We start from the raw sequence: 16,456 nt of genomic DNA, 5'->3' as shown, positions 1-16,456 counted from the left end.
GGTGACGAGCGTCAGCTCTGGCTGCCGGCGGTTTCGCCGCGCGGGAACGAGACCTCGACTCGGCGGTTCTTCTTGCGGCCTTCTTCCGAGTCGTTGTCGGCGATCGGATAGTCCTCGCTGTATCCGCGGATCTCGAACGTGATGGTCGAGTCCAGCGACTTGTTCAGCTCCTGCTGCACGGCGTCCGCGCGCTTCTTGGACAGCACCTTGCCGTGCTCGTACGAGCCGAGGTCGTCGGTGAATCCGAAGACCCGGATCTTGGTGGCCTTCTGGGCGATGATCTCGTCGGCGATGGCCTTGATACGGGACGCGGCCTCGGAGTTGAGCTTCGCGCTGTCCTTGCCGAAGAGCACCTCGGCCTGCAGCGCGAACTTCACGTCGGAGTTCGTGTCCTCGCGCCGCTCCTCGCCGCCGAGGTCTTCGACGACGGACTTGATGTCGATCACGCGGGCGGGGGCGAGGGTCGCCCCGTCGCCCAATTTGAGACCCGGCGAGTTGGAGTCGACGTCGGGGGGCGGCGATGTTGTGGTGCTGCCGGGGGGTGCGCCGGGAGAGGGCTCGGCTTGCGCACTCGTGACGGTCAGACTTGTGACAAGTACCGCCATCGCGATGGCGGCAGTAGCGCGATGCGCTGGGCGGCTTCGGAGGATGGTGAAAGACATGAAGTCACTCACCATCGGAGATCTCGATGGTCGCCACGGGCATGTCGGCGATCTGGAAGTCCACCTTCGTGGTTTCATCCGGCGGCGCGGGGAACTGAGCGAACCAGGTCTGCTCCTCCCCGTCCTTGAATGCCCCACTGAACTGAGTGCAAAGGCAGCGCCCATCAGTGTCCCGCAGGATGAGGTACTTCTTCTTTCCAGTTCGGTCCACAAGCGAGGCGCCTGCCATGGAGGCGGAGTTACCGGACAACTCCTTCTCCTCACCCCTCCACGGGGTCGGATTCCAACTCCCACCCTTTCCGTTCTTCACCCTTCCGCTGACGGTAAGAAAGCCTCCTTCGTCCCGTACAGCAGTATTGATCGTAAGGGTGGTGTTGTCCGCACCCCCCTTCACTTCAGCCAAGACCGATTCCTCTGGAGCTTTAGGCTCCTCGTCCTTCGGCTTCTCCTCGTTGCCCTTGTCGGTCGGGCTCGAAGAAGAGGTCGCATCAGGCTTTTCGCCGCCGTCCCCGCCACAACCGGCCACCGTGAGGACCAAGCCAGTCGTGATCGCCACCGCGGTCAGTGCCCTTCGGGCCTTCATGGTGTGCCGCATGCCCATAATCAACTCTTCCTTGTCTTTAACGTTCGCTCATCACTCAGCCAGATGGACAGAGAACAGATCATTCGGATACGGCAGGTCGGCTTCGACGAAGTCCTTGGGATCAATCTCCCAATGAATGCTGTCCTCGCAGTCAAGCTCAATAAGCTTCACCGGATCGCTGTTCGGCGTGATCCAGCAGCGAGGCTCGACCACAGCGGTGGCATCGGCCTTGGCACGAGTGCTCTCCGTCCCGGGAATCACCGAGTCGCCCACCGTAAAGTACGTCTCGATCTCCGCTGTGAACGACGGGCCGTCTATGCCCACACCGAAATCAACGAGTTCCGAATCGTTCTCACCGGCTAGTTGTGCTGCGGAAGCCTCACCACCAGTGCCGTCGAACCTCTCACCGTTGAGCCAGCCGGCTAGTTCGTCCGGCGTGCCGAAGGAACTGATGAAGCCGTCGGTCAGCTCGTCTCGTATTTCCTGAGCACCTGCGAGCGCGGCCGCATCAGCGGCCGACTGACCGCCATTGCGGGCAACAGCTGCCTGAGCGAAGGCAAAGTATGCGAACGCAAGAAAGAGCAGACCCCCCACCACCACGACGTACATGGGGAGAGTCTGCCCTCGGTCCTGCCGAAGCCTGTTCAACATCACCCGCCGGTGATGTCGTCCACTGCGTCGCTGATCGCCTCCGAGATCGTCTGGTCCAAGTCCAGCTCCCGGACCGCCACCACGATCAGCGCGATCACTACGACCAGGCCCGCGTACTCCACGACGCTCGCGCCCTCGTCCGCTCGCTTCTGCATGCGCGACACGACCGTGTTCCGCCAGTTGCTGATCGCAAGCTGGGCCTTCGTCGCGGTCTTGAGCGTGAGGTTCTTCGACATGGGGTACCCCTCCGAGTTGGGCCGACGTGTGCGTCTCGCCTTCGACACGAGAAACGTACGTCGGGACAGGGGTCCCACCAGAGGGCCCGTGGGCCCAACCCCGGGCCCAAATCGCGACTTGGGCCCTCAGCAGCGGGGGCGTCGTCGTGCGCTCAGCCATGACTCGTCGTCCCCCTCGCAGATCCCAGCCACAGCGCGATCGCTTCGCTCCTGCTCGCGCTGTGAAGTTTCGCGAAGATGCGGTTGATGTGGTTCTTGACCGTCTTCTCGCTGATGAAGCAGGTGGCGGCGATCTGCTGGTTGCTCATGCCTGACGCGATCAGGTCCATGACCTCCACCTCCCTCGCACTCAGCCCGAAGTCCTGGACATTACGCGCACGTTGGGCCGACTGCCGACCCGTTGAATACTGTGCCATGTCAGATTGCACCTGCGAAGAGTTTTCTCGCAGTCGCCCCGAATTCGAGACATCTGGCACACCGTTGGGCTCAGGTGAGGTGTGTGCAGTCGCATCGTTAGCCGCTGCGTGGCCAGGGATCCTGCTCGCTCCCGTGTACGGCTGGCCAGTCGCGTACACCGTGCCGAGTCCCTCCGGGAGCTGTCCTGCCCCGGCCGGGCCAGCGCCGCCCCCGGCCCGCATATGGGCCAGCAGCGCGTCCTGGGCAGACGCCGTGAAGTGGGCGCGGCCCTCCTTGATGTCGCGTACGGCGCCGACCAGCTGCTCGGCGGTGAACTCGCCGTGCACCAAGTAGCCGCCCGCGCCCAGCCGCAACGCCTCGCGCACGATCTCGCTCTCGCGGCTGTACGTCAGCATCATCACCGGCGCCACCTGGACCAGGTACGGCAGCGCGGAGATGCCGTCGACGCCCGGCATCCGGACATCCAGCAGCACGACATCCGGCCGGTATTGCTGGGCTGCTGCCAGGGCCTGGCGGCCGTCGGCCGTCTCCGCGACGACCTCGACGTCGTCGCGGCTGCCGAGCAGGGCGGTGAGGCCTGCCCGTACGACCGGATTGTCGTCGGCGATGACTACGCGCAGGACGCTCGGCGGGCCGAAGGGGTCGGCACTGTCGAAGGGGGACGGATCCTGGAATGCCGCCGCCGGCGGGGGAACGCGGACCCCGGCGGGGGTGTGTTCCGAGCGGGGTTCGACCGTGTGCGACGACGTGTGCTGGGACACGTGGGACGGCGACGACACGGACTGACGGGGCCCGGAGCTGTACGAGTTTTCGTCCGGCATGGTGCGGCCTCCTCTCGGGAGAGTGAGCGGGGACGATGGAGACGGTGGGCGGTGGGCGGTGGGCGGTGGATCGGCGGTTCAGTTCTAGAGCTGTATCGGTGGCGGAAGCGGTGGCAGTGCCGCCAAGGGCGGGAGCGAGTGTGGGCCGGTGGCGCGCGGCGGCGCCAGTGCCGCCGCCGGGAGTTCCAGGCGTACTTCCGTGCCCCCCGCGCTGCGGCCCCGTCCGATGCTGATGCGAGCGCCGATACCGGCCGCTCGCTCGACCATCCCCACCAGGCCGAAGTGGCCGGCCCTGCGGAGGTCGTCGAGGCTGATACCGGCGGGCAGGCCCCGGCCGTCGTCGAGCACGCTGATGCGCAGCACTCCGCCGACCAGGCCGAACTCCACCGTGACCCGGGAGGCGTGGGCGTGGCGGTGGCTGTTCTCCATGGCCTCCGTAGCGATCGTCAGCAGGTGGCGCGCGACCGCGTGCGGAACGGTCGGCACAGGCGACGGCGAAGCAGCAGAGGCAGAAGCAGAACCTCCCACCATGTGGAAGGCCGTCTCGATGCCCGTTCGCTGCCCGAAGTCCGCCAGCCGCGCTGCCAGTTCGTCGGCGACCACCACTCCCCCGGTGTCGTAGTCCGCTTGCCTGCGCAGGTCGGACAGGATCTCGCGGGACTCCGCCGCCGCCCGCCGTGCCGAGCGCGCGACCATGCCCGCCTGGTGCTTGACGGTCAGCGGGTCCATACGGTCGGCCGACTGCGCCAGTCCCTCCGCCGCCATCGCGACGCCGTGCAGGGTCTTGGCCACCGAGTCGTGCATCTCGCGGGCCAGGCGCGCGCGCTCGCCTTCCACCGCGTCCGTGACCGCGAGCCGGGCGTTGGCCTCGGACAGGGCCTGGGTGGCGGCGCCGAAGCGGAACATCAAGTTGCGTAACGTCACGCCGATGATTCCCGCCGCCACACAGAAACCGCTGATCAGCAGCGTGCTGGCCGGGCTGGCCATCCGTTCCGCCCACGCCGAGTAGGCCGCCGCCAGCAGGAGGATCTGGATCGCGGTGAAGATGCCCGCGCCCCGCCAGCCGTACAGCAGGCCCGCGAGGAGCGGCGTACAAACGGTGGCGTAGCCGAGGGCCGAGTCCGGGGAGGCCGTCAGCAGCAGGACGGAGCCGAAGATCAGGTCTACGCCCATCAGCGTGCGGTACTTGATGAGCAGGGGGCCGAACACCTCCCAGTCCCGGAGCATCGCGTACGACCCCACGAAGCTGAAGACGACCGCACCCCCCACCAGCCAGCCGCCGAACTGCCCTCCGGCCCTCGCGAGCGCGAAGGGCGCGCCCAGCGCGATCATGGCGAGGCGGAAGCCGAAGACCTGGCGGCACAGCGCCTGGAGGGCGTTGATCTGGATCGGGATGCTTGGTGCCGGTACGTCGTCGGCGAGGGCGGACGCGGGGGCCACCTCCGGAGCGGCCACGCCGCCCCGAACTGTCCCGCCACTGAGGCCGGGCCGTAGCCCGAGCCCGGGCCCGAGCCCGAGCCCGAGCCGGAGCCGGATCGTGGGAAGCGTCGCCATGGCCGTCAGCCGCCGAAGACCGAACCGAAGTCGGTCTCCGACCCCAGGAACATGTTGGTCACGATGAGGAGCAGCGTGGCCGGGACCATGAAGGCGAGCGTGACGACCGTCGTCTTGGGGATCGCTTTGGCGGCGCGGCGCCGGGAGTTCTGGGCATCGGTGCGGCGCATGTCGTTGGCGATCTGGATCAGGGTGTCGGCGATGGGTGCGCCGAGTTCCTCGCCCTGCTGGAGCGCCGTAACGAACTGGGAGACCTGTTCGGATTCGTTGCGTCTGCGCAGCTCGTCGAAGGCCTGGCGCCGGCTTACGCCCATGTCCATCTGGCGCAGGGTGATGCGGAGTTCGTCGGCCCACGGGCCTTCGTACTTCTCCGAGACGCGGTCCAGCGCCTGCCGGAAGCCGAGGCCCGCGCTGACGACGACGGCGAGTACGTCGAGGAAGTCGGGCAGGGTCCGCTCGATAACGTCCTTGCGTTCGCGGATCGCCTGCCAGATGGTGACGTCCGCCGCCAGCCACCCGTAGGCGATGCAGAAGACACCGAAGAGCGGCAGATCTTTTAGCAGAAGTACGAGGGCCGAGAAGCCGCCGAACAGGCCGTATACGGCTCGGCGCGCGGCGTACCGGTCGATGGTGAGGCCGCCGGGGTTTCCCGCCATGTCGATCTTGCGGCGCTTCTTGTCGACCAGCCTCGGCCCCATGAGGCGGAGCACGCTCGGCGCGAAACGCATGCCCAGGCGGTCGACGGCCGACTCCGTACCCGAGACGCGCGACGCGCCGATCTCCAGGGCGACGGCCAGGTCCCCGGGGATCTTGGCCTCGGCGCGGTACATCTTGATGCCCTGAAAGACGCCCGCGACGCTCAGACCGACCACCAGCGCGAGAAGCAGTCCCATGCCGGATACCTCCTGTTCCAGAGAATTCAGACGGCGAATTCAGACGTCGATCTTGCCGAGGCGGCGCATCACTATGAAGCCGAGTGCGTAGAGACCTATGGCCACGACCACGATGATCTGGCCGACCGGGCTGCCGGTCATCCGTTCCATGGAGCCCGGGGTGACGGAGTTGAGCATGATCATCGCGCCGAGGCCGAGAAGCGGGATCGTGTACGCGGTGGCATTGACCTCGGCGAGCATGGTGCGGACCTCGCGGCGCGTCTCCTTGCGTTCCTCCAGCGTCTCGGTGAGGTTGCGCAGCGATCCGACGACCGTTCCGCCGGCCCGGTTGGAGAGCACCAGGGTCGTGACCAGGACGACGAGTTCGCGCGACGGCAGGCGTTCGGCCAGCTCCCCCAGGGCGTCGTCGATGGACCGCCCGACCGCCAGCTGGTTCGCGACCCCCGCCAGTTCCTCGCCCGCCGGGGCTTCCAGCTCCTCGGCCGCCATGCTCAGCGCCGTACGGAGGGCCAGTCCGGCAGCGGTCGCGTTGGCGAGTATCCGGGACAGGTCGGGGAGCTGGTTGATGAAGGCCTCGATGCGCTTCTGCCGCTGCCAGTTGAGGAACGCGCTGCCGCTCCACAGGGCGACGAGACCGGCGACGGGGCCGAAGAAGGGCGCCAGTACCGAGGAGGCGATCAGCCACAGGGCGGCCACGCCGATCACCAGGTAGACGAAGAACTCGCCTGCGGTCAGGTCGAGTCCGGTGGCCGAAAGCCGTACGTGGATCTTCTTGCCCAGCGCCGTTTTCCGCAGCCGCCGGTCGACCCCCATGAAGCGCCGCCGCCGGCCCACGGCGTGCGGCCCCGTGATGGCCAGGCGCTCGACGAGGGCGGCACGCTGGGCCTTGCCCGAGACGTAGGTGTGCAGCCCGGCGACAGCCAGGGCGCCGCAGAGCAGCGTGCTGCCGATCGCCAGCATTGCGGGATTGTTCATGGCAGTACCTACTGGACCTCTCGGACGTAGTGCGGGCTGAGCGGGCTGAGCGGGCTGAGCGGATCGTCGAGTTCCGTTACGACGCCGAAGCCGGGCGGGATCGGCTCGTTCGCGAGGTGGAGCCGGTCCGCGATGCGGCGGGGCAGACCGAGGTGTTCGAACCGGCCGTGGACGATGCGGTCCGCGCTCATCGGCTGGGCGACGAAGCGCGAGACGGTGGCGATCTGGAACCGCTCCCGGCCGTGGGACACCAGGATCGCGATCTCGCTGATCTTGCGAGAGCCGTCGGCCATGCGCGAGAGCTGGACTATGACGTCGATGGCGCTGTTGATCTGGTCCTTCAGCGCTTCGAAGGGGATCTCGACCTCCGACATCGAGCCGAGAGTCTGCAGGCGCATCAGCGCGTCCTCGGCGCTGTTGGAGTGAACGGTGGCGAGCGAGCCGTCGTGGCCGGTCGACATCGCCTGGAGCATGTCGAGCGTCTCGCCGCCGCGTACCTCACCGACGATGATGCGGTCGGGGCGCATGCGCAGGGAGTTGCGTACGAGGTCGCGGATCGTGATCTGGCCCTTGCCCTCGACGTTGGGCGGGCGGGTCTCCAGGCGGATGACGTGCGCCTGCTGGAGCTGCAGCTCGGCCGCGTCCTCGACGGTGATGATGCGCTCGTGGTCCGGGATGAGGCCGGAGAGCGCGTTGAGGAGCGTGGTCTTCCCGGAGCCCGTACCGCCGGACACGATGACGTTGAAGCGGGCGCGCACGAGAGCTGAGAGCAGCATCAGCATCTGCTCGTCGAGCGTCCCGAGACTGATCAGCTCCTGGAGGCGGTACGCGCGCGGGAAGCGGCGGATCGTGAGGGTGGGGCCGGTCAGGGACAGCGGCGGGATGATGACGTTGACGCGCTCGCCGGACGGCAGGCGGGCGTCGACCATCGGATTCGACTCGTCGACGCGGCGGTTGACGGTCGAGACGATGCGCTCGATGGTCTGCATCAGCTGCTCGTTGGACGCGAAGCGCATGGGAAGCTGCTCGACCCGGCCGGCCCGCTCGACGAAGATCGAGTCGGGGCCGTTCACCATGATTTCGGTGATGGAGGCGTCTTCGAGGAGCGGTTCGAGTACGCCGAGTCCCAGCGCCTCGTCGACGACCCGGCGGATGAGCTGGGAGCGCTCGGCGGTGGAGAGGACGGGGCCCTCGCGGCTGATGATGTGGGCGAGTACGCGCTCCAGCCGGGCCCGCCGCTCGGCCGCCGCGAGCGAGGACATCTCCGCGAGGTCGATCTCTTCGAGCAGCTTGGTCCGGTAGGTGGCGACCAGGTGGCCGTCCTCCCGTCCGCCCGCGTGCTCGTCGGGGGCGGTGATGCGTGCCCGCAGACTCATGTGCGTAACTCCTCGCTCGTGCGGATCGATCGCTCCAGCGGATCTCGGCGTACGGGGCGGGGGGCTGCTACCGCTCCTCCTCGTCGGCCGGCATCGTCACTGAGCGCTCGATCTCGCCGAAGTTCTCGATACCGGGGACGACCGACGGGATCGACACCTTGGCTGTCGCGGTGACGTTGCCCCCGAATTCGATGTCCGTGTCCTCGGCCAGCCAGCCACTCATGGCCGCCTTGCCCGTGACTTCTCCCTGGCCCCGGAGCTCCTCCTGCGCCTCCGTACGGGCCGCTGCCCGCGCCGCGGTGCCCGCCTGGGAGGCGGCGTAACCGACGATGCCGAGCTGGATGCAGGCCATGGCGACCAGCAGCAGGACGGGCAGGAAGCCGGCGAACTCCAGGATGGCCGCGCCTCGGTCACGGTCATGGCCGCTGATACGGCCACGGTCGGGGCCGGAGATCCGGCCACTGCCCCGGCCACTGATCCGGCGGCGTAAAGGTCTCATTGGTTAGTCCCCCTCCAGCGCGGCGCCCGCATTGCCGGTCACGTCCCATGGGAAGCTGCCGGCCCCCGGGAAAAGGATGGGCGTATTGAGCTCGACGCGGGCCTTCCACAGGTTGCCTTCCTGCACGCAGCTGATGTTCCCGGCATCGTCCTGCCACGACGACGGCAGGTGCTCCGTGGCCGCGGCCTCGCACGCCGCCGCCGTGCCGCCACCGCTCGTCGCGGCCGCCGTAGCCGCCCGCGCGCCCTCGTCCGCCGCGTTGCCCGCCAGCGAGAAGGTGTAGCCGAACAGCACCGCCTGCCACATCGCGATCATCACGAAGAGGATCAGAGGCGCCATGCCCGCCAGCTCGACGGTCACAGCTCCCCGGTCCTTGCCCCTCCCCAGGAACCCGATCGCTCCCCGGTCGCTCCTCAGCAGCTTCCCGCCGCCCTTGCCCCCCGCGCCCGCCGCCGGCTTCACCAGCCCCAGCTCACCGGCGAGCGCCCACAGTGCCTGTTTGACGGTGCTCCGGCTGTCCAGGTCCTGCATGCGGCCGGCGTCCGTCACCGCCTGGAGTTCCTTGAAGTTGGCCGGGATCGCGGCCCGCGCGACCTTCGTGCCCGTGATCCGCTCGACCAACGGCGGCTGGATCTCCGTGTTCCGGTTGTGCCGGTTGACGACGGTGGTCGTCTCCTCCGCCTTGCGGATCTGCAGCCGGTCCCACATCCGCACCATGCGTTTGGCCGCCCGTACCGCCACCACGTCCGGTGTGACGACGAGCAGCGCCTGGTCGGCCATCTCGATGGCGGCGGCGTTCGCGCTGTTCATCTGCGTACCGCAGTCGACGACCACGACCTCGTAGCGGTTACGGAGCGCGCTCACCACCTGCCGCGCCACCCGGTCGGTGACCTCTTCGCCCCGCTCGCCCTCGGCCGGTGCCAGCACCAGGCTGACGCCCGTGGGGTGGGAGAAGACCGCGTCCTGGAGTACGCGCGGCGAGATGTCGGCGATGCCGGCCAGGTCGACGATCGAGCGGCGGAACTGCACGTCGAGGTACGACGCCACGTCCCCGGACTGCAGGTCCAGGTCTACCAATGCGACCGTACGCCCCGAAGCCCTTGCCGCCAGCGCCAGTTGCACGGCGACGACCGTGGCCCCGGTGCCGCCCTTCGCGCCGGTCACCGTCACCACCGTGCCGCCGGGTCCCGTGAAGACGTCCGGTCCCGTGCCCAGGTGGCGGCGTACGCCCGTGGACCAGGAGGCGGCGCCCTGCACGCGGGCCGCCAACTCCTCGTAACCGAGCGGCAGTCCGACCAATCCGCGCGCGCCGGAGTCCATGGCGGCCGTGAAGAGGGCGGGACCGGTGTCGGCGGTGACGAGGACGACGCCGACCGCCGGGAAGCGCAGAGCCACCTCCCGGATCAGCTCCAGCGCGGGCACCGGCCCGATGCGTTCGTGTACGAGGACCACCTCGGGCAGCTCGTCGAGCGATTCGCCCGCGAGCCGCGCGAGGGTGTCGAGGAGTGACGTCGAGTCGGTGACGGGAGGGGCCGGTTCCGCGTCGGGGAGCTGACTGAGGAGGGTCGTGATGGCGCGGGCGGCATCAGGGTCGCCGACCGCCGGGAGGATACGAGTCGTCATACGCCGGTCCTCACTTGTCCCCGTCGAGGGTGTACTCACGGTCGCGCGGCGAGATGGTGGTGTCGCTGCCGTCGGCCACGAGGGCCAGGCGCACATGCTCGGCGAAGGACTCTGCGTACGCCACGCGCTGGGCATCGAGCGTGTTCAGAGCGAACGTGATCGGTACGGCGTCGGTCGCCCGGCGGCTGCGGTCGTTCTTGCCCGGCTCGAGTGCCGTGATCTTGCCTACGTCGAGCACGCGGGCGCCGGAGACGATGACCTGGGACTTGTTCGGCTGCCCTTCGTCCTCGCCCTCGAAGGTGGCGTAGATGTTCACGCTCGAACCGGGGTTGATCTTGCCCGCCACCCCGGTCGCCGCGTCAATCATGATCGCGATTTCCTGCTCCCCGGAGCCCAGCTCGGGTTTCTTCACGATCATGTCGCTCTGGAGGAGGGAGCCCTTCTGGAGCTGGGTCACCGCGATCTTGCCGCGCACTTCGGAAATGTCCGTCACGGCATTGGCGGAAAGCCACCGCTTCGGCATCGAGATCTTTTCGAACTGGCCCGCGTCGAGCTGTTTGTACGGCGCCACGTCGCTCTTGAGCCGGTACGCCGCGACTTCCGGCCCCACCTTGGAGTTCACATCGCTGATCACGGAGAGCACGCCGGCGAACGCCCCGAAGGCGCAGAGAACCGACAGGAGCAGCAGAATGACGCCGCGGCGCTGACGTGAATTCATGGAGACGGGCTACCTCGATCAGAACGTCGGATCAACGGACAGTGAGCAAGCCATGGAACAGTTGTGCTGCTTGAGGGATACAGGGATATGGTGCCCCGCCCGGTGCTAGGGCGACCCCTGGTTCAAGACACCGACCGCGCGGGATTGGTTCTCGGGTGGTGGTGTGAGTGGGGCTGAACAGAACCCGCAGCGGTCACCGATGAGTTCGATACCGCACCAGTGGCACTTCTCCCGCCGTACGGACGCCACCAGTTGATAGAGCACGGAAATGTCCGGCAGAAAGGCGGCGAACTCGATCACCTTCGCTGTGCCCCACCAGCGGGGGGAGTCGGCGGGCAGTCCGGTCTCCTGTACGCCGGAGACCTGCCAGGCGGGGGCGAGGGTTCCGGTGACCCAGTCGGAAGCCAGGGTTCCTTTTCCGACGAGCAGCTGGGTGGCGAATTCGGGGCCGGTGAGCCCGGCGCCGGTTCTTGCGCTTGCGCCGGTACGGGTATCCGCACCCGTACCCGCACCCGTGCTGCCAATTTTGATCAACTGCGGGCTCGGATTGGCCAGTACGCCGAACTGGGTGCCCGGCATCCACGACTTCGCGTGCGCTTTCAAACTCACGGGAACCCGGTCGAGCTTCGTGACGGAGTTGAGCAGCGCGCCGGCGTAGATGTAGTGGGACAGCAGGCGGGCGGCAGACGCGACGACGCCGGCGCTGAAGTCGCAGATCGACAACTGCCGCAGCTGACGCACGAGTACGGCGACGGCGAGGGGCGGCAGATCGAGCTTCAGCAGGGCGAGCCGGTCGGTTTCGAGCATCGACCGGATGGTGTGGAGGCGGCGTTCGTGGGCGGTGGGAATCGAGGAGGGGTAGAGGGCGACGACGTACCCGTACCGTTCCAGCATGACGTTCATGTCGACGAGCGCGGCTTCGAGCGGCTGCGCGTCCGGGGCCTGGAGCAGGGCGGCGGTGGGCGTCTGCTGATCGGTGGGCGGCAACACCAAGTCGGCGCTGGTGACTGCGATCGCGGTCGGCACGTTGGTTTCCCCGTTCACTCCGTACGCCGCTGCTCCCGGCGCCCGCAGATCGATACTGCTCCGTCGTGCTGCACCAGCACTTTATCCACGGCCTACGTGGCGGAGAACACTTTTCCTTTTTCTCATACGGGCCTACCGCTCCCCCCGGGCGGAAGGGGGAGCACGGGAGAGCGCGTGCGCCCGCACCGGCAAACGCTTGACCGGCAACCAGCGTGTCCTGGGGCGTTGATCGCTTCTGGCGATGGGGGTCGCCACATGTAAGTGTGGCGCCGGAGCCCCGCCCCTCAAGGGCGCTCCTACGTCGCGTCGCCTACGGCGATTCCGCTCCGCTCCCCCCTTGACCGCCGGACCTCCGCCGCAATGCATCTGGGGGGCGGCCCCCGGGGGGAGCCCACGGGGAAACCCCGGCAAGTGGCCGCTGTGCCGCTGCCGGCCGACGGCTGAGTGGATGGGGCGCGGCAGGTTGAGGGGGCGGCTCGGCCCCAGGCTCAGCGACTGCGGGAACGGCCGTTGGTGCGGCATTCCCATTCCGACGTACACGCGCACCCAAGTCGGTTGGACGGCCGGCCGGCCGGTCGACCTGCGGACCGGCCCGGGCGCGGGTGGGGCGCGACAGTTCAATGGGGGACTCGGGCGGGTTCGGGCGTCCGCCCCGGTGGGTGGCCGGTTGAGCTACAAGCCCGTTGCTGAGGTGGAGGGGTGGCGGCGCACTGAAACGCGGAATGCGGCAGGACATCGGCGGCCACAACCCGGACGTGCCAGTTGCACGAGCCCCGCCAGCCCCGTCCTGCCCACCGGCCGACTCCCTTCCATCGGCCAGCGCCGTCCGTTGGCAGCGGATGGGTCGAAACACTCCCGCGATGGCTCAAAGGCGATACGGCTGGGACTGGTGGGAGTGGAGCGGCGTTGGGATTCGTCATGTGTTGGGTTTGTTGCGTTCCCGGCCCCCGAGTCGGGCTGCGGGAGCGGCCGAAGCTCGCCAAGGGAGAGAGTTCGGGCGTTAGTTGGACCCCGACTGCGTCGGGATGGACGTCTCGGCCACCGTGTCCGGGGCTACTGGTGCCTTGTTCCCGTCAGGCCGCCGGGCCGACGGTCAGTGAGCCGTCCGGCCACACGATCGTGCCGGGCGGACGTGGGTTGAAGCGCTCCCGTGATGGCCGGAAGTGAAACGGGTGAGGTGAGTGGGACTGGACGGGCGTTGAGATTCGCCATGTGCCGGGTTCGTCGCGTTCCGAGCCCGGAACCGGGCCTGTGTCGGCGGCGTGCCGGTGTGCTCACGCCGGCCGTCTTGCCACACCTATCGACTATCGATAGATTTCCATCGTAGGTCGATCGAGGAGAGATGATGGGGAAGCTGACAGTGCTTGCGCTGCGGGCCGTGCTTGTGGTGCTGCTCGCCGGTTCGGTGTTCGTACAGACAGTGATGGTGGCGCTGCTGGCCACCGACCTGGAGGAGAGCGGCGGGGACCTTGCGGACCGGCGGATCCCGATCCTCGTGATCACAGTTCTGGGCGTCGTAGCGGTACAGGTCGTCCTGGTCTGCGTGTGGCGGCTGGTGACGATGGTGCGGCGCGGAACCGTGTTCTCCCCCGCCGCCTTCCGGTACGTGCACGTCGTGATCGGCGCGATCGTGGCGGCCGCCGGCCTCCTGTTCGCGCTCGCGGTCGTCCTGGCGCCGGGCGAGGCCGTCGCCCCGGGGATTGTCCTTCTGATGTGCGGGGCAGTCGTAGCCGTCTTGGGGGTCGCGCTCATCGTGCTCGTGCTGCGGATGCTGCTCGCCCAGGCCGTCGCTCGCGACGTCGAGGCGGCGCAGATGCAGGCCGAGCTGGATGAGGTGATCTGATGCCGATCGCCGTCGACATCGACGTGATGCTGGCCAAGCGGAAGATGTCCGTGGGCGAGCTCGCGGATCGCGTCGGGATCACACCCGCCAACCTGGCGGTGCTCAAGAACGGACGTGCCAAGGCGGTGCGCTTCGCGACGCTCGCCGCGCTCTGCGAGGCGCTCGAGTGCCAGCCGGGAGACCTGCTGCGCTGGGAGGCGGAGGACCCCACGAGCGGGGACGGAGTGTCGAGTTAGTGGCTCAAGTGGCGCCGGGTGAACGGTGCTGAGCCGAGGACCAGTACGGCGAAGGCCGTCACCCGCTGAAGGCCGGGCTGATCGAACAGGTCGCTGTGCTGGATGGCGTAGGCCGCATACCAGTCGGCAGCGACGTCGGTTGCCATGATGACGCAGACCAGGTCCACTCCTGCGCACTGATATGCGAGACAGCGCCCACGAACAGGAGGGCGGCTGCGATGGTGAAGACCAGCATCACCACCCAGCGCGGAGTACGGCCTGTCCAGTCGGTCACGCGCTCCGTCTCCTGTGAGGCGGCCGGTCCACTTCAGGCGAGCGTAAGGACGGGGCGGGTGGAAAAGTCTTCGTAGAGGTCTTCTCCGTCCGGGCTGTGTACGAACTCGGCCATGTACGGGTTGCGGTTGGCGGTGGCCAGGGGCAGCCACGCCAGCAGGCTGCCGTATCCGCCGCAGACGGCCTCGCCGCCGTCTCCGCCGTGGACGGCGGTGACGTCGCTGCTCAGCTCCGCGTGGTAGACGTCGTATGCGATGCGCAGACCGAAGGCGTTCAGCTGGTGCTGGGGGCCGGTGTTGTCCTCGTACGGGGTGAGGTCGAGGGAGCATTGGTTGCCCCACCGGAACAGGGTGGAGGCTCCGGCTCCGCAGGCGTGTTCCCACTCGTCGGCACTGGGCATCCGCAGTCCGCGCGCCGCAAGCAGGGCCGGCATCTCGGCAGGAAGATCGGTCAGGTTCTCGTCCTCCACCGCCATGAGGACCGTGGCCAGGGTGACGGTCCGGCGTGGGCTGAGCAGCTCGGCAAGGTGGCTCTTCAGGTCAGGTTCGTGGCCGAAGCCCTCGCTCAGGCTGTCCGCGTAGTCGGCGAGCTGTTCGGGGGTCGGCTGCCAGGCGTCGAGGTCGAAGCCGAGGCTCACTGTGCCGCCGGGTATCAGGGCGAATTCCTGCCCGTCCCGTTCCACGTGCGTGCGGTGGAGCGGGGAGCCCAGGTGCTCGACGGTTTCGAGGAGCGTCACACGGCCGCCGACCTGGTCCGCCGCCTCCTGCACCACTCGTCGCGCGGCGGGCAGGTCCAGTGACCGCCACTGGTCAAGAGTCAGGTGGATGAGAGACATGCGCCGCAGTGTTGCACGGGGCACTGACACTCCTGATCTCGGTCACAGCCGCCGGGTGAGCCGCTTTCGCGCAGCCGAACCGTCAGCGCCACCGGCGGGCGTTGAGCCGGGCGGCCTGGCGCGTCAGGTGGTCGCGCTCGGCGAGGTTGGGTGCCTTTTGGGCCGCCTCGGCGTACAGCCGTGCCGCCGTCGCCAGGTCGCCGTCGCGCTCGTGGAGGTACGCCGCCACCGCGGCGTGGCGGGGCAGGGAGTCGTCCAGCGCCGCGAGCGCCGCCAGGCCGGCGCGCGGTCCGTCGGCCTCGCCGACGGCCACCGCGCGGTTGAGCCGGACGACCGGGCTGTCGGTCAGGCGCGCGAGCTCGTCGTACCACTCGACGATCTGCACCCAGTCGGTCTCCTCGGCGGTGGGCGCGTCGGCGTGGAGTGCCGCGATGGCGGCCTGGGCCTGAAACTCGCCCAGCCGGTCGCGGGCGAGGGCCGCTTGCAGGATCTCGACGCCCTCGGCGATCGACTCGGTGTCCCACCGGCTGCGGTCCTGCTCGGCGAGCGGCACCAGGCTGCCGTCGGGTGCGGTCCTGGCCGTGCGCCGGGCGTGGTGGAGCAGCATGAGGGCGAGCAGCCCCGCCACCTCGGGGTGGTCGATCGCGGCCGCGAGCTGCCGGGTGAGCCGGATGGCCTCGGCGGCGAGGTCGATGTCGCCGGAGTAGCCCTCGTTGAACACCAGGTAGAGGACGCGCAGCACGGTGGCGACGTCGCCGGGCTGGTCGAACCGCACGCCGGAAACGGTGCGCTTGGCCCGGGTGATGCGCTGCGCCATGGTCGCCTCGGGCACCAGGTAGGCCTGGGCGATCTGGCGCGTGGTCAGCCCGCCGACGGCGCGCAGCGTGAGCGCGACCGCCGACGACGGCGTCAGCGACGGGTGGGCGCACAGGAAGTAGAGCTGGAGCGTGTCGTCCACCGTGGGCGCGGGCCCGGGCGCCGGCTCCTCGTCGACGAGGTCCTCACGCCGGCGGCGGGCGGCGTCCGCGCGGGTCGCGTCGAGGAACTTGCGCCAGGCCACGGTGACCAGCCAGCCCTTCGGGTCGCGCGGCAGGTCGGTCGGCCAGACGGCGGACGCCTCGATGAGCGCGTCCTGTACGGCGTCCTCGGCCGCCGCGAAGTCGGCTCCGCGGCGGACGAGGATTCCGAGCACGCTCGGTGTGAGGCTTCGGAGCAGGGCCTCGTTCATTGGCGAG

18 protein-coding genes are annotated in these 16,456 nt (G+C 68.6%); 2 read left to right on the top strand and 16 right to left on the bottom strand.

Annotated features, from left to right (window positions below; genetic code table 11):
• Positions 1-11: 11 nt before the first annotated feature.
• The 13 genes from ABZX79_RS26745 to ABZX79_RS26685 all read right to left on the bottom strand — a co-directional run bounded on the left by ABZX79_RS26745 (position 12) and on the right by ABZX79_RS26685 (position 12,034).
• Positions 12-605 (bottom strand): OmpA family protein, encoded by a 594-nt coding sequence (locus ABZX79_RS26745; protein ID WP_355262719.1) that lies wholly within the window; start codon positions 603-605, stop codon positions 12-14.
• 61 nt (positions 606-666) lie between these two features.
• The gene (locus ABZX79_RS26740) at positions 667-1,257 is read right to left on the bottom strand and encodes a hypothetical protein (protein ID WP_355262717.1); all 591 of its coding nucleotides are present in this window, start codon (positions 1,255-1,257) and stop codon (positions 667-669) included.
• A 39-nt stretch (positions 1,258-1,296) separates the two neighbouring features.
• Entirely contained in the window at positions 1,297-1,896 is a 600-nt protein-coding gene (locus ABZX79_RS26735) for a pilus assembly protein TadG-related protein (RefSeq protein ID WP_355262954.1), read from the bottom strand.
• Entirely contained in the window at positions 1,896-2,132 is a 237-nt protein-coding gene (locus ABZX79_RS26730) for a hypothetical protein (RefSeq protein WP_355262715.1), read from the bottom strand. The genes ABZX79_RS26735 and ABZX79_RS26730 overlap by 1 nt, the downstream gene beginning before the upstream one ends.
• 152 nt (positions 2,133-2,284) lie before the next feature.
• Entirely contained in the window at positions 2,285-3,370 is a 1,086-nt protein-coding gene (locus ABZX79_RS26725; RefSeq protein WP_355262713.1) for a response regulator transcription factor, read from the bottom strand.
• Between the two features lie 84 nt (positions 3,371-3,454).
• The gene (locus ABZX79_RS26720) at positions 3,455-4,924 is read right to left on the bottom strand and encodes a histidine kinase (protein ID WP_355262710.1); all 1,470 of its coding nucleotides are present in this window, start codon (positions 4,922-4,924) and stop codon (positions 3,455-3,457) included.
• Positions 4,925-4,929: 5 nt separating this feature from the next.
• The gene (locus tag ABZX79_RS26715; protein WP_355262707.1) at positions 4,930-5,817 is read right to left on the bottom strand and encodes a DUF5936 domain-containing protein; all 888 of its coding nucleotides are present in this window, start codon (positions 5,815-5,817) and stop codon (positions 4,930-4,932) included.
• 39 nt (positions 5,818-5,856) lie between these two features.
• Complete coding sequence (locus ABZX79_RS26710; protein WP_355262704.1) at positions 5,857-6,792, bottom strand: type II secretion system F family protein; 936 nt, start codon at positions 6,790-6,792, stop codon at positions 5,857-5,859.
• An 8-nt stretch (positions 6,793-6,800) separates the two neighbouring features.
• Positions 6,801-8,168 carry a CpaF family protein gene (locus tag ABZX79_RS26705; RefSeq protein WP_355262702.1) on the bottom strand — a complete coding sequence of 456 codons (1,368 nt, stop codon included), beginning with the start codon at positions 8,166-8,168 and terminating at the stop codon, positions 6,801-6,803.
• A gap of 67 nt (positions 8,169-8,235) precedes the next feature.
• Complete coding sequence (locus ABZX79_RS26700; RefSeq protein ID WP_355262699.1) at positions 8,236-8,667, bottom strand: TadE family protein; 432 nt, start codon at positions 8,665-8,667, stop codon at positions 8,236-8,238.
• Positions 8,668-8,670: 3 nt separating this feature from the next.
• Positions 8,671-10,290: an AAA family ATPase gene (locus ABZX79_RS26695; RefSeq protein WP_355262696.1), complete on the bottom strand. Its 1,620-nt coding sequence runs from the start codon at positions 10,288-10,290 to the stop codon at positions 8,671-8,673.
• Between the two features lie 10 nt (positions 10,291-10,300).
• Positions 10,301-11,008, bottom strand: a complete 708-nt coding sequence (gene cpaB, locus ABZX79_RS26690) for a Flp pilus assembly protein CpaB (protein ID WP_215135671.1) — start codon at positions 11,006-11,008, stop codon at positions 10,301-10,303.
• 105 nt (positions 11,009-11,113) lie between these two features.
• Positions 11,114-12,034, bottom strand: a complete 921-nt coding sequence (locus tag ABZX79_RS26685; RefSeq protein ID WP_355262692.1) for a hypothetical protein — start codon at positions 12,032-12,034, stop codon at positions 11,114-11,116.
• 1,345 nt (positions 12,035-13,379) lie between these two features.
• Between ABZX79_RS26685 and ABZX79_RS26680 the strand changes: the two genes are divergently transcribed.
• Both ABZX79_RS26680 and ABZX79_RS26675 read left to right on the top strand, forming a co-directional pair.
• Positions 13,380-13,877 (top strand): DUF2975 domain-containing protein, encoded by a 498-nt coding sequence (locus tag ABZX79_RS26680; RefSeq protein ID WP_355262689.1) that lies wholly within the window; start codon positions 13,380-13,382, stop codon positions 13,875-13,877.
• Positions 13,877-14,113 (top strand): helix-turn-helix transcriptional regulator, encoded by a 237-nt coding sequence (locus ABZX79_RS26675; RefSeq protein ID WP_355262686.1) that lies wholly within the window; start codon positions 13,877-13,879, stop codon positions 14,111-14,113. Before ABZX79_RS26680 ends, ABZX79_RS26675 begins: the two co-directional genes overlap by 1 nt.
• On the opposite strand, the gene ABZX79_RS26670 is transcribed toward ABZX79_RS26675, so the two are convergent.
• The 3 genes from ABZX79_RS26670 to ABZX79_RS26660 form a co-directional block, all read right to left on the bottom strand.
• Complete coding sequence (locus ABZX79_RS26670; protein ID WP_355262683.1) at positions 14,110-14,259, bottom strand: hypothetical protein; 150 nt, start codon at positions 14,257-14,259, stop codon at positions 14,110-14,112. The genes ABZX79_RS26675 and ABZX79_RS26670 overlap by 4 nt on opposite strands.
• A 161-nt stretch (positions 14,260-14,420) precedes the next feature.
• On the bottom strand, positions 14,421-15,221 hold the full coding sequence (locus tag ABZX79_RS26665) for a hypothetical protein (RefSeq protein WP_355262680.1): 801 nt from the start codon (positions 15,219-15,221) through the stop codon (positions 14,421-14,423).
• 82 nt (positions 15,222-15,303) lie between these two features.
• Positions 15,304-16,449: a DUF6596 domain-containing protein gene (locus ABZX79_RS26660; protein WP_355262951.1), complete on the bottom strand. Its 1,146-nt coding sequence runs from the start codon at positions 16,447-16,449 to the stop codon at positions 15,304-15,306.
• Between the last annotated feature and the right edge of the window lie 7 nt (positions 16,450-16,456).

This window comes from Streptomyces sp. NPDC002994 (assembly GCF_040611155.1).
Lineage (GTDB): Bacteria > Actinomycetota > Actinomycetes > Streptomycetales > Streptomycetaceae > Streptomyces.
Note: the sequence above shows the minus strand (reverse complement) of the source record. Positions and strands in the feature narration are given on the sequence as shown.

Excerpts from the sequence above, each read along its gene's own strand:
- ABZX79_RS26680 (WP_355262689.1), top strand. The coding sequence starts at position 13,380 with ATGGGGAAGCTGACAGTGCTTGCGCTGCGGGCCGTGCTTGTGGTGCTG.
- cpaB (WP_215135671.1), bottom strand. The coding sequence starts at position 11,008 with ATGAATTCACGTCAGCGCCGCGGCGTCATTCTGCTGCTCCTGTCGGTT.
- ABZX79_RS26660 (WP_355262951.1), bottom strand. The coding sequence starts at position 16,449 with ATGAACGAGGCCCTGCTCCGAAGCCTCACACCGAGCGTGCTCGGAATC.
- ABZX79_RS26705 (WP_355262702.1), bottom strand. The coding sequence starts at position 8,168 with ATGAGTCTGCGGGCACGCATCACCGCCCCCGACGAGCACGCGGGCGGA.
- ABZX79_RS26700 (WP_355262699.1), bottom strand. The coding sequence starts at position 8,667 with ATGAGACCTTTACGCCGCCGGATCAGTGGCCGGGGCAGTGGCCGGATC.
- ABZX79_RS26670 (WP_355262683.1), bottom strand. The coding sequence starts at position 14,259 with ATGGCAACCGACGTCGCTGCCGACTGGTATGCGGCCTACGCCATCCAG.
- ABZX79_RS26675 (WP_355262686.1), top strand. The coding sequence starts at position 13,877 with ATGCCGATCGCCGTCGACATCGACGTGATGCTGGCCAAGCGGAAGATG.
- ABZX79_RS26715 (WP_355262707.1), bottom strand. The coding sequence starts at position 5,817 with ATGGGACTGCTTCTCGCGCTGGTGGTCGGTCTGAGCGTCGCGGGCGTC.
- ABZX79_RS26725 (WP_355262713.1), bottom strand. The coding sequence starts at position 3,370 with ATGCCGGACGAAAACTCGTACAGCTCCGGGCCCCGTCAGTCCGTGTCG.
- ABZX79_RS26720 (WP_355262710.1), bottom strand. The coding sequence starts at position 4,924 with ATGGCGACGCTTCCCACGATCCGGCTCCGGCTCGGGCTCGGGCTCGGG.
- ABZX79_RS26735 (WP_355262954.1), bottom strand. The coding sequence starts at position 1,896 with ATGTTGAACAGGCTTCGGCAGGACCGAGGGCAGACTCTCCCCATGTAC.
- ABZX79_RS26710 (WP_355262704.1), bottom strand. The coding sequence starts at position 6,792 with ATGAACAATCCCGCAATGCTGGCGATCGGCAGCACGCTGCTCTGCGGC.
- ABZX79_RS26695 (WP_355262696.1), bottom strand. The coding sequence starts at position 10,290 with ATGACGACTCGTATCCTCCCGGCGGTCGGCGACCCTGATGCCGCCCGC.
- ABZX79_RS26665 (WP_355262680.1), bottom strand. The coding sequence starts at position 15,221 with ATGTCTCTCATCCACCTGACTCTTGACCAGTGGCGGTCACTGGACCTG.
- ABZX79_RS26730 (WP_355262715.1), bottom strand. The coding sequence starts at position 2,132 with ATGTCGAAGAACCTCACGCTCAAGACCGCGACGAAGGCCCAGCTTGCG.
- ABZX79_RS26740 (WP_355262717.1), bottom strand. The coding sequence starts at position 1,257 with ATGCGGCACACCATGAAGGCCCGAAGGGCACTGACCGCGGTGGCGATC.
- ABZX79_RS26745 (WP_355262719.1), bottom strand. The coding sequence starts at position 605 with ATGGCGGTACTTGTCACAAGTCTGACCGTCACGAGTGCGCAAGCCGAG.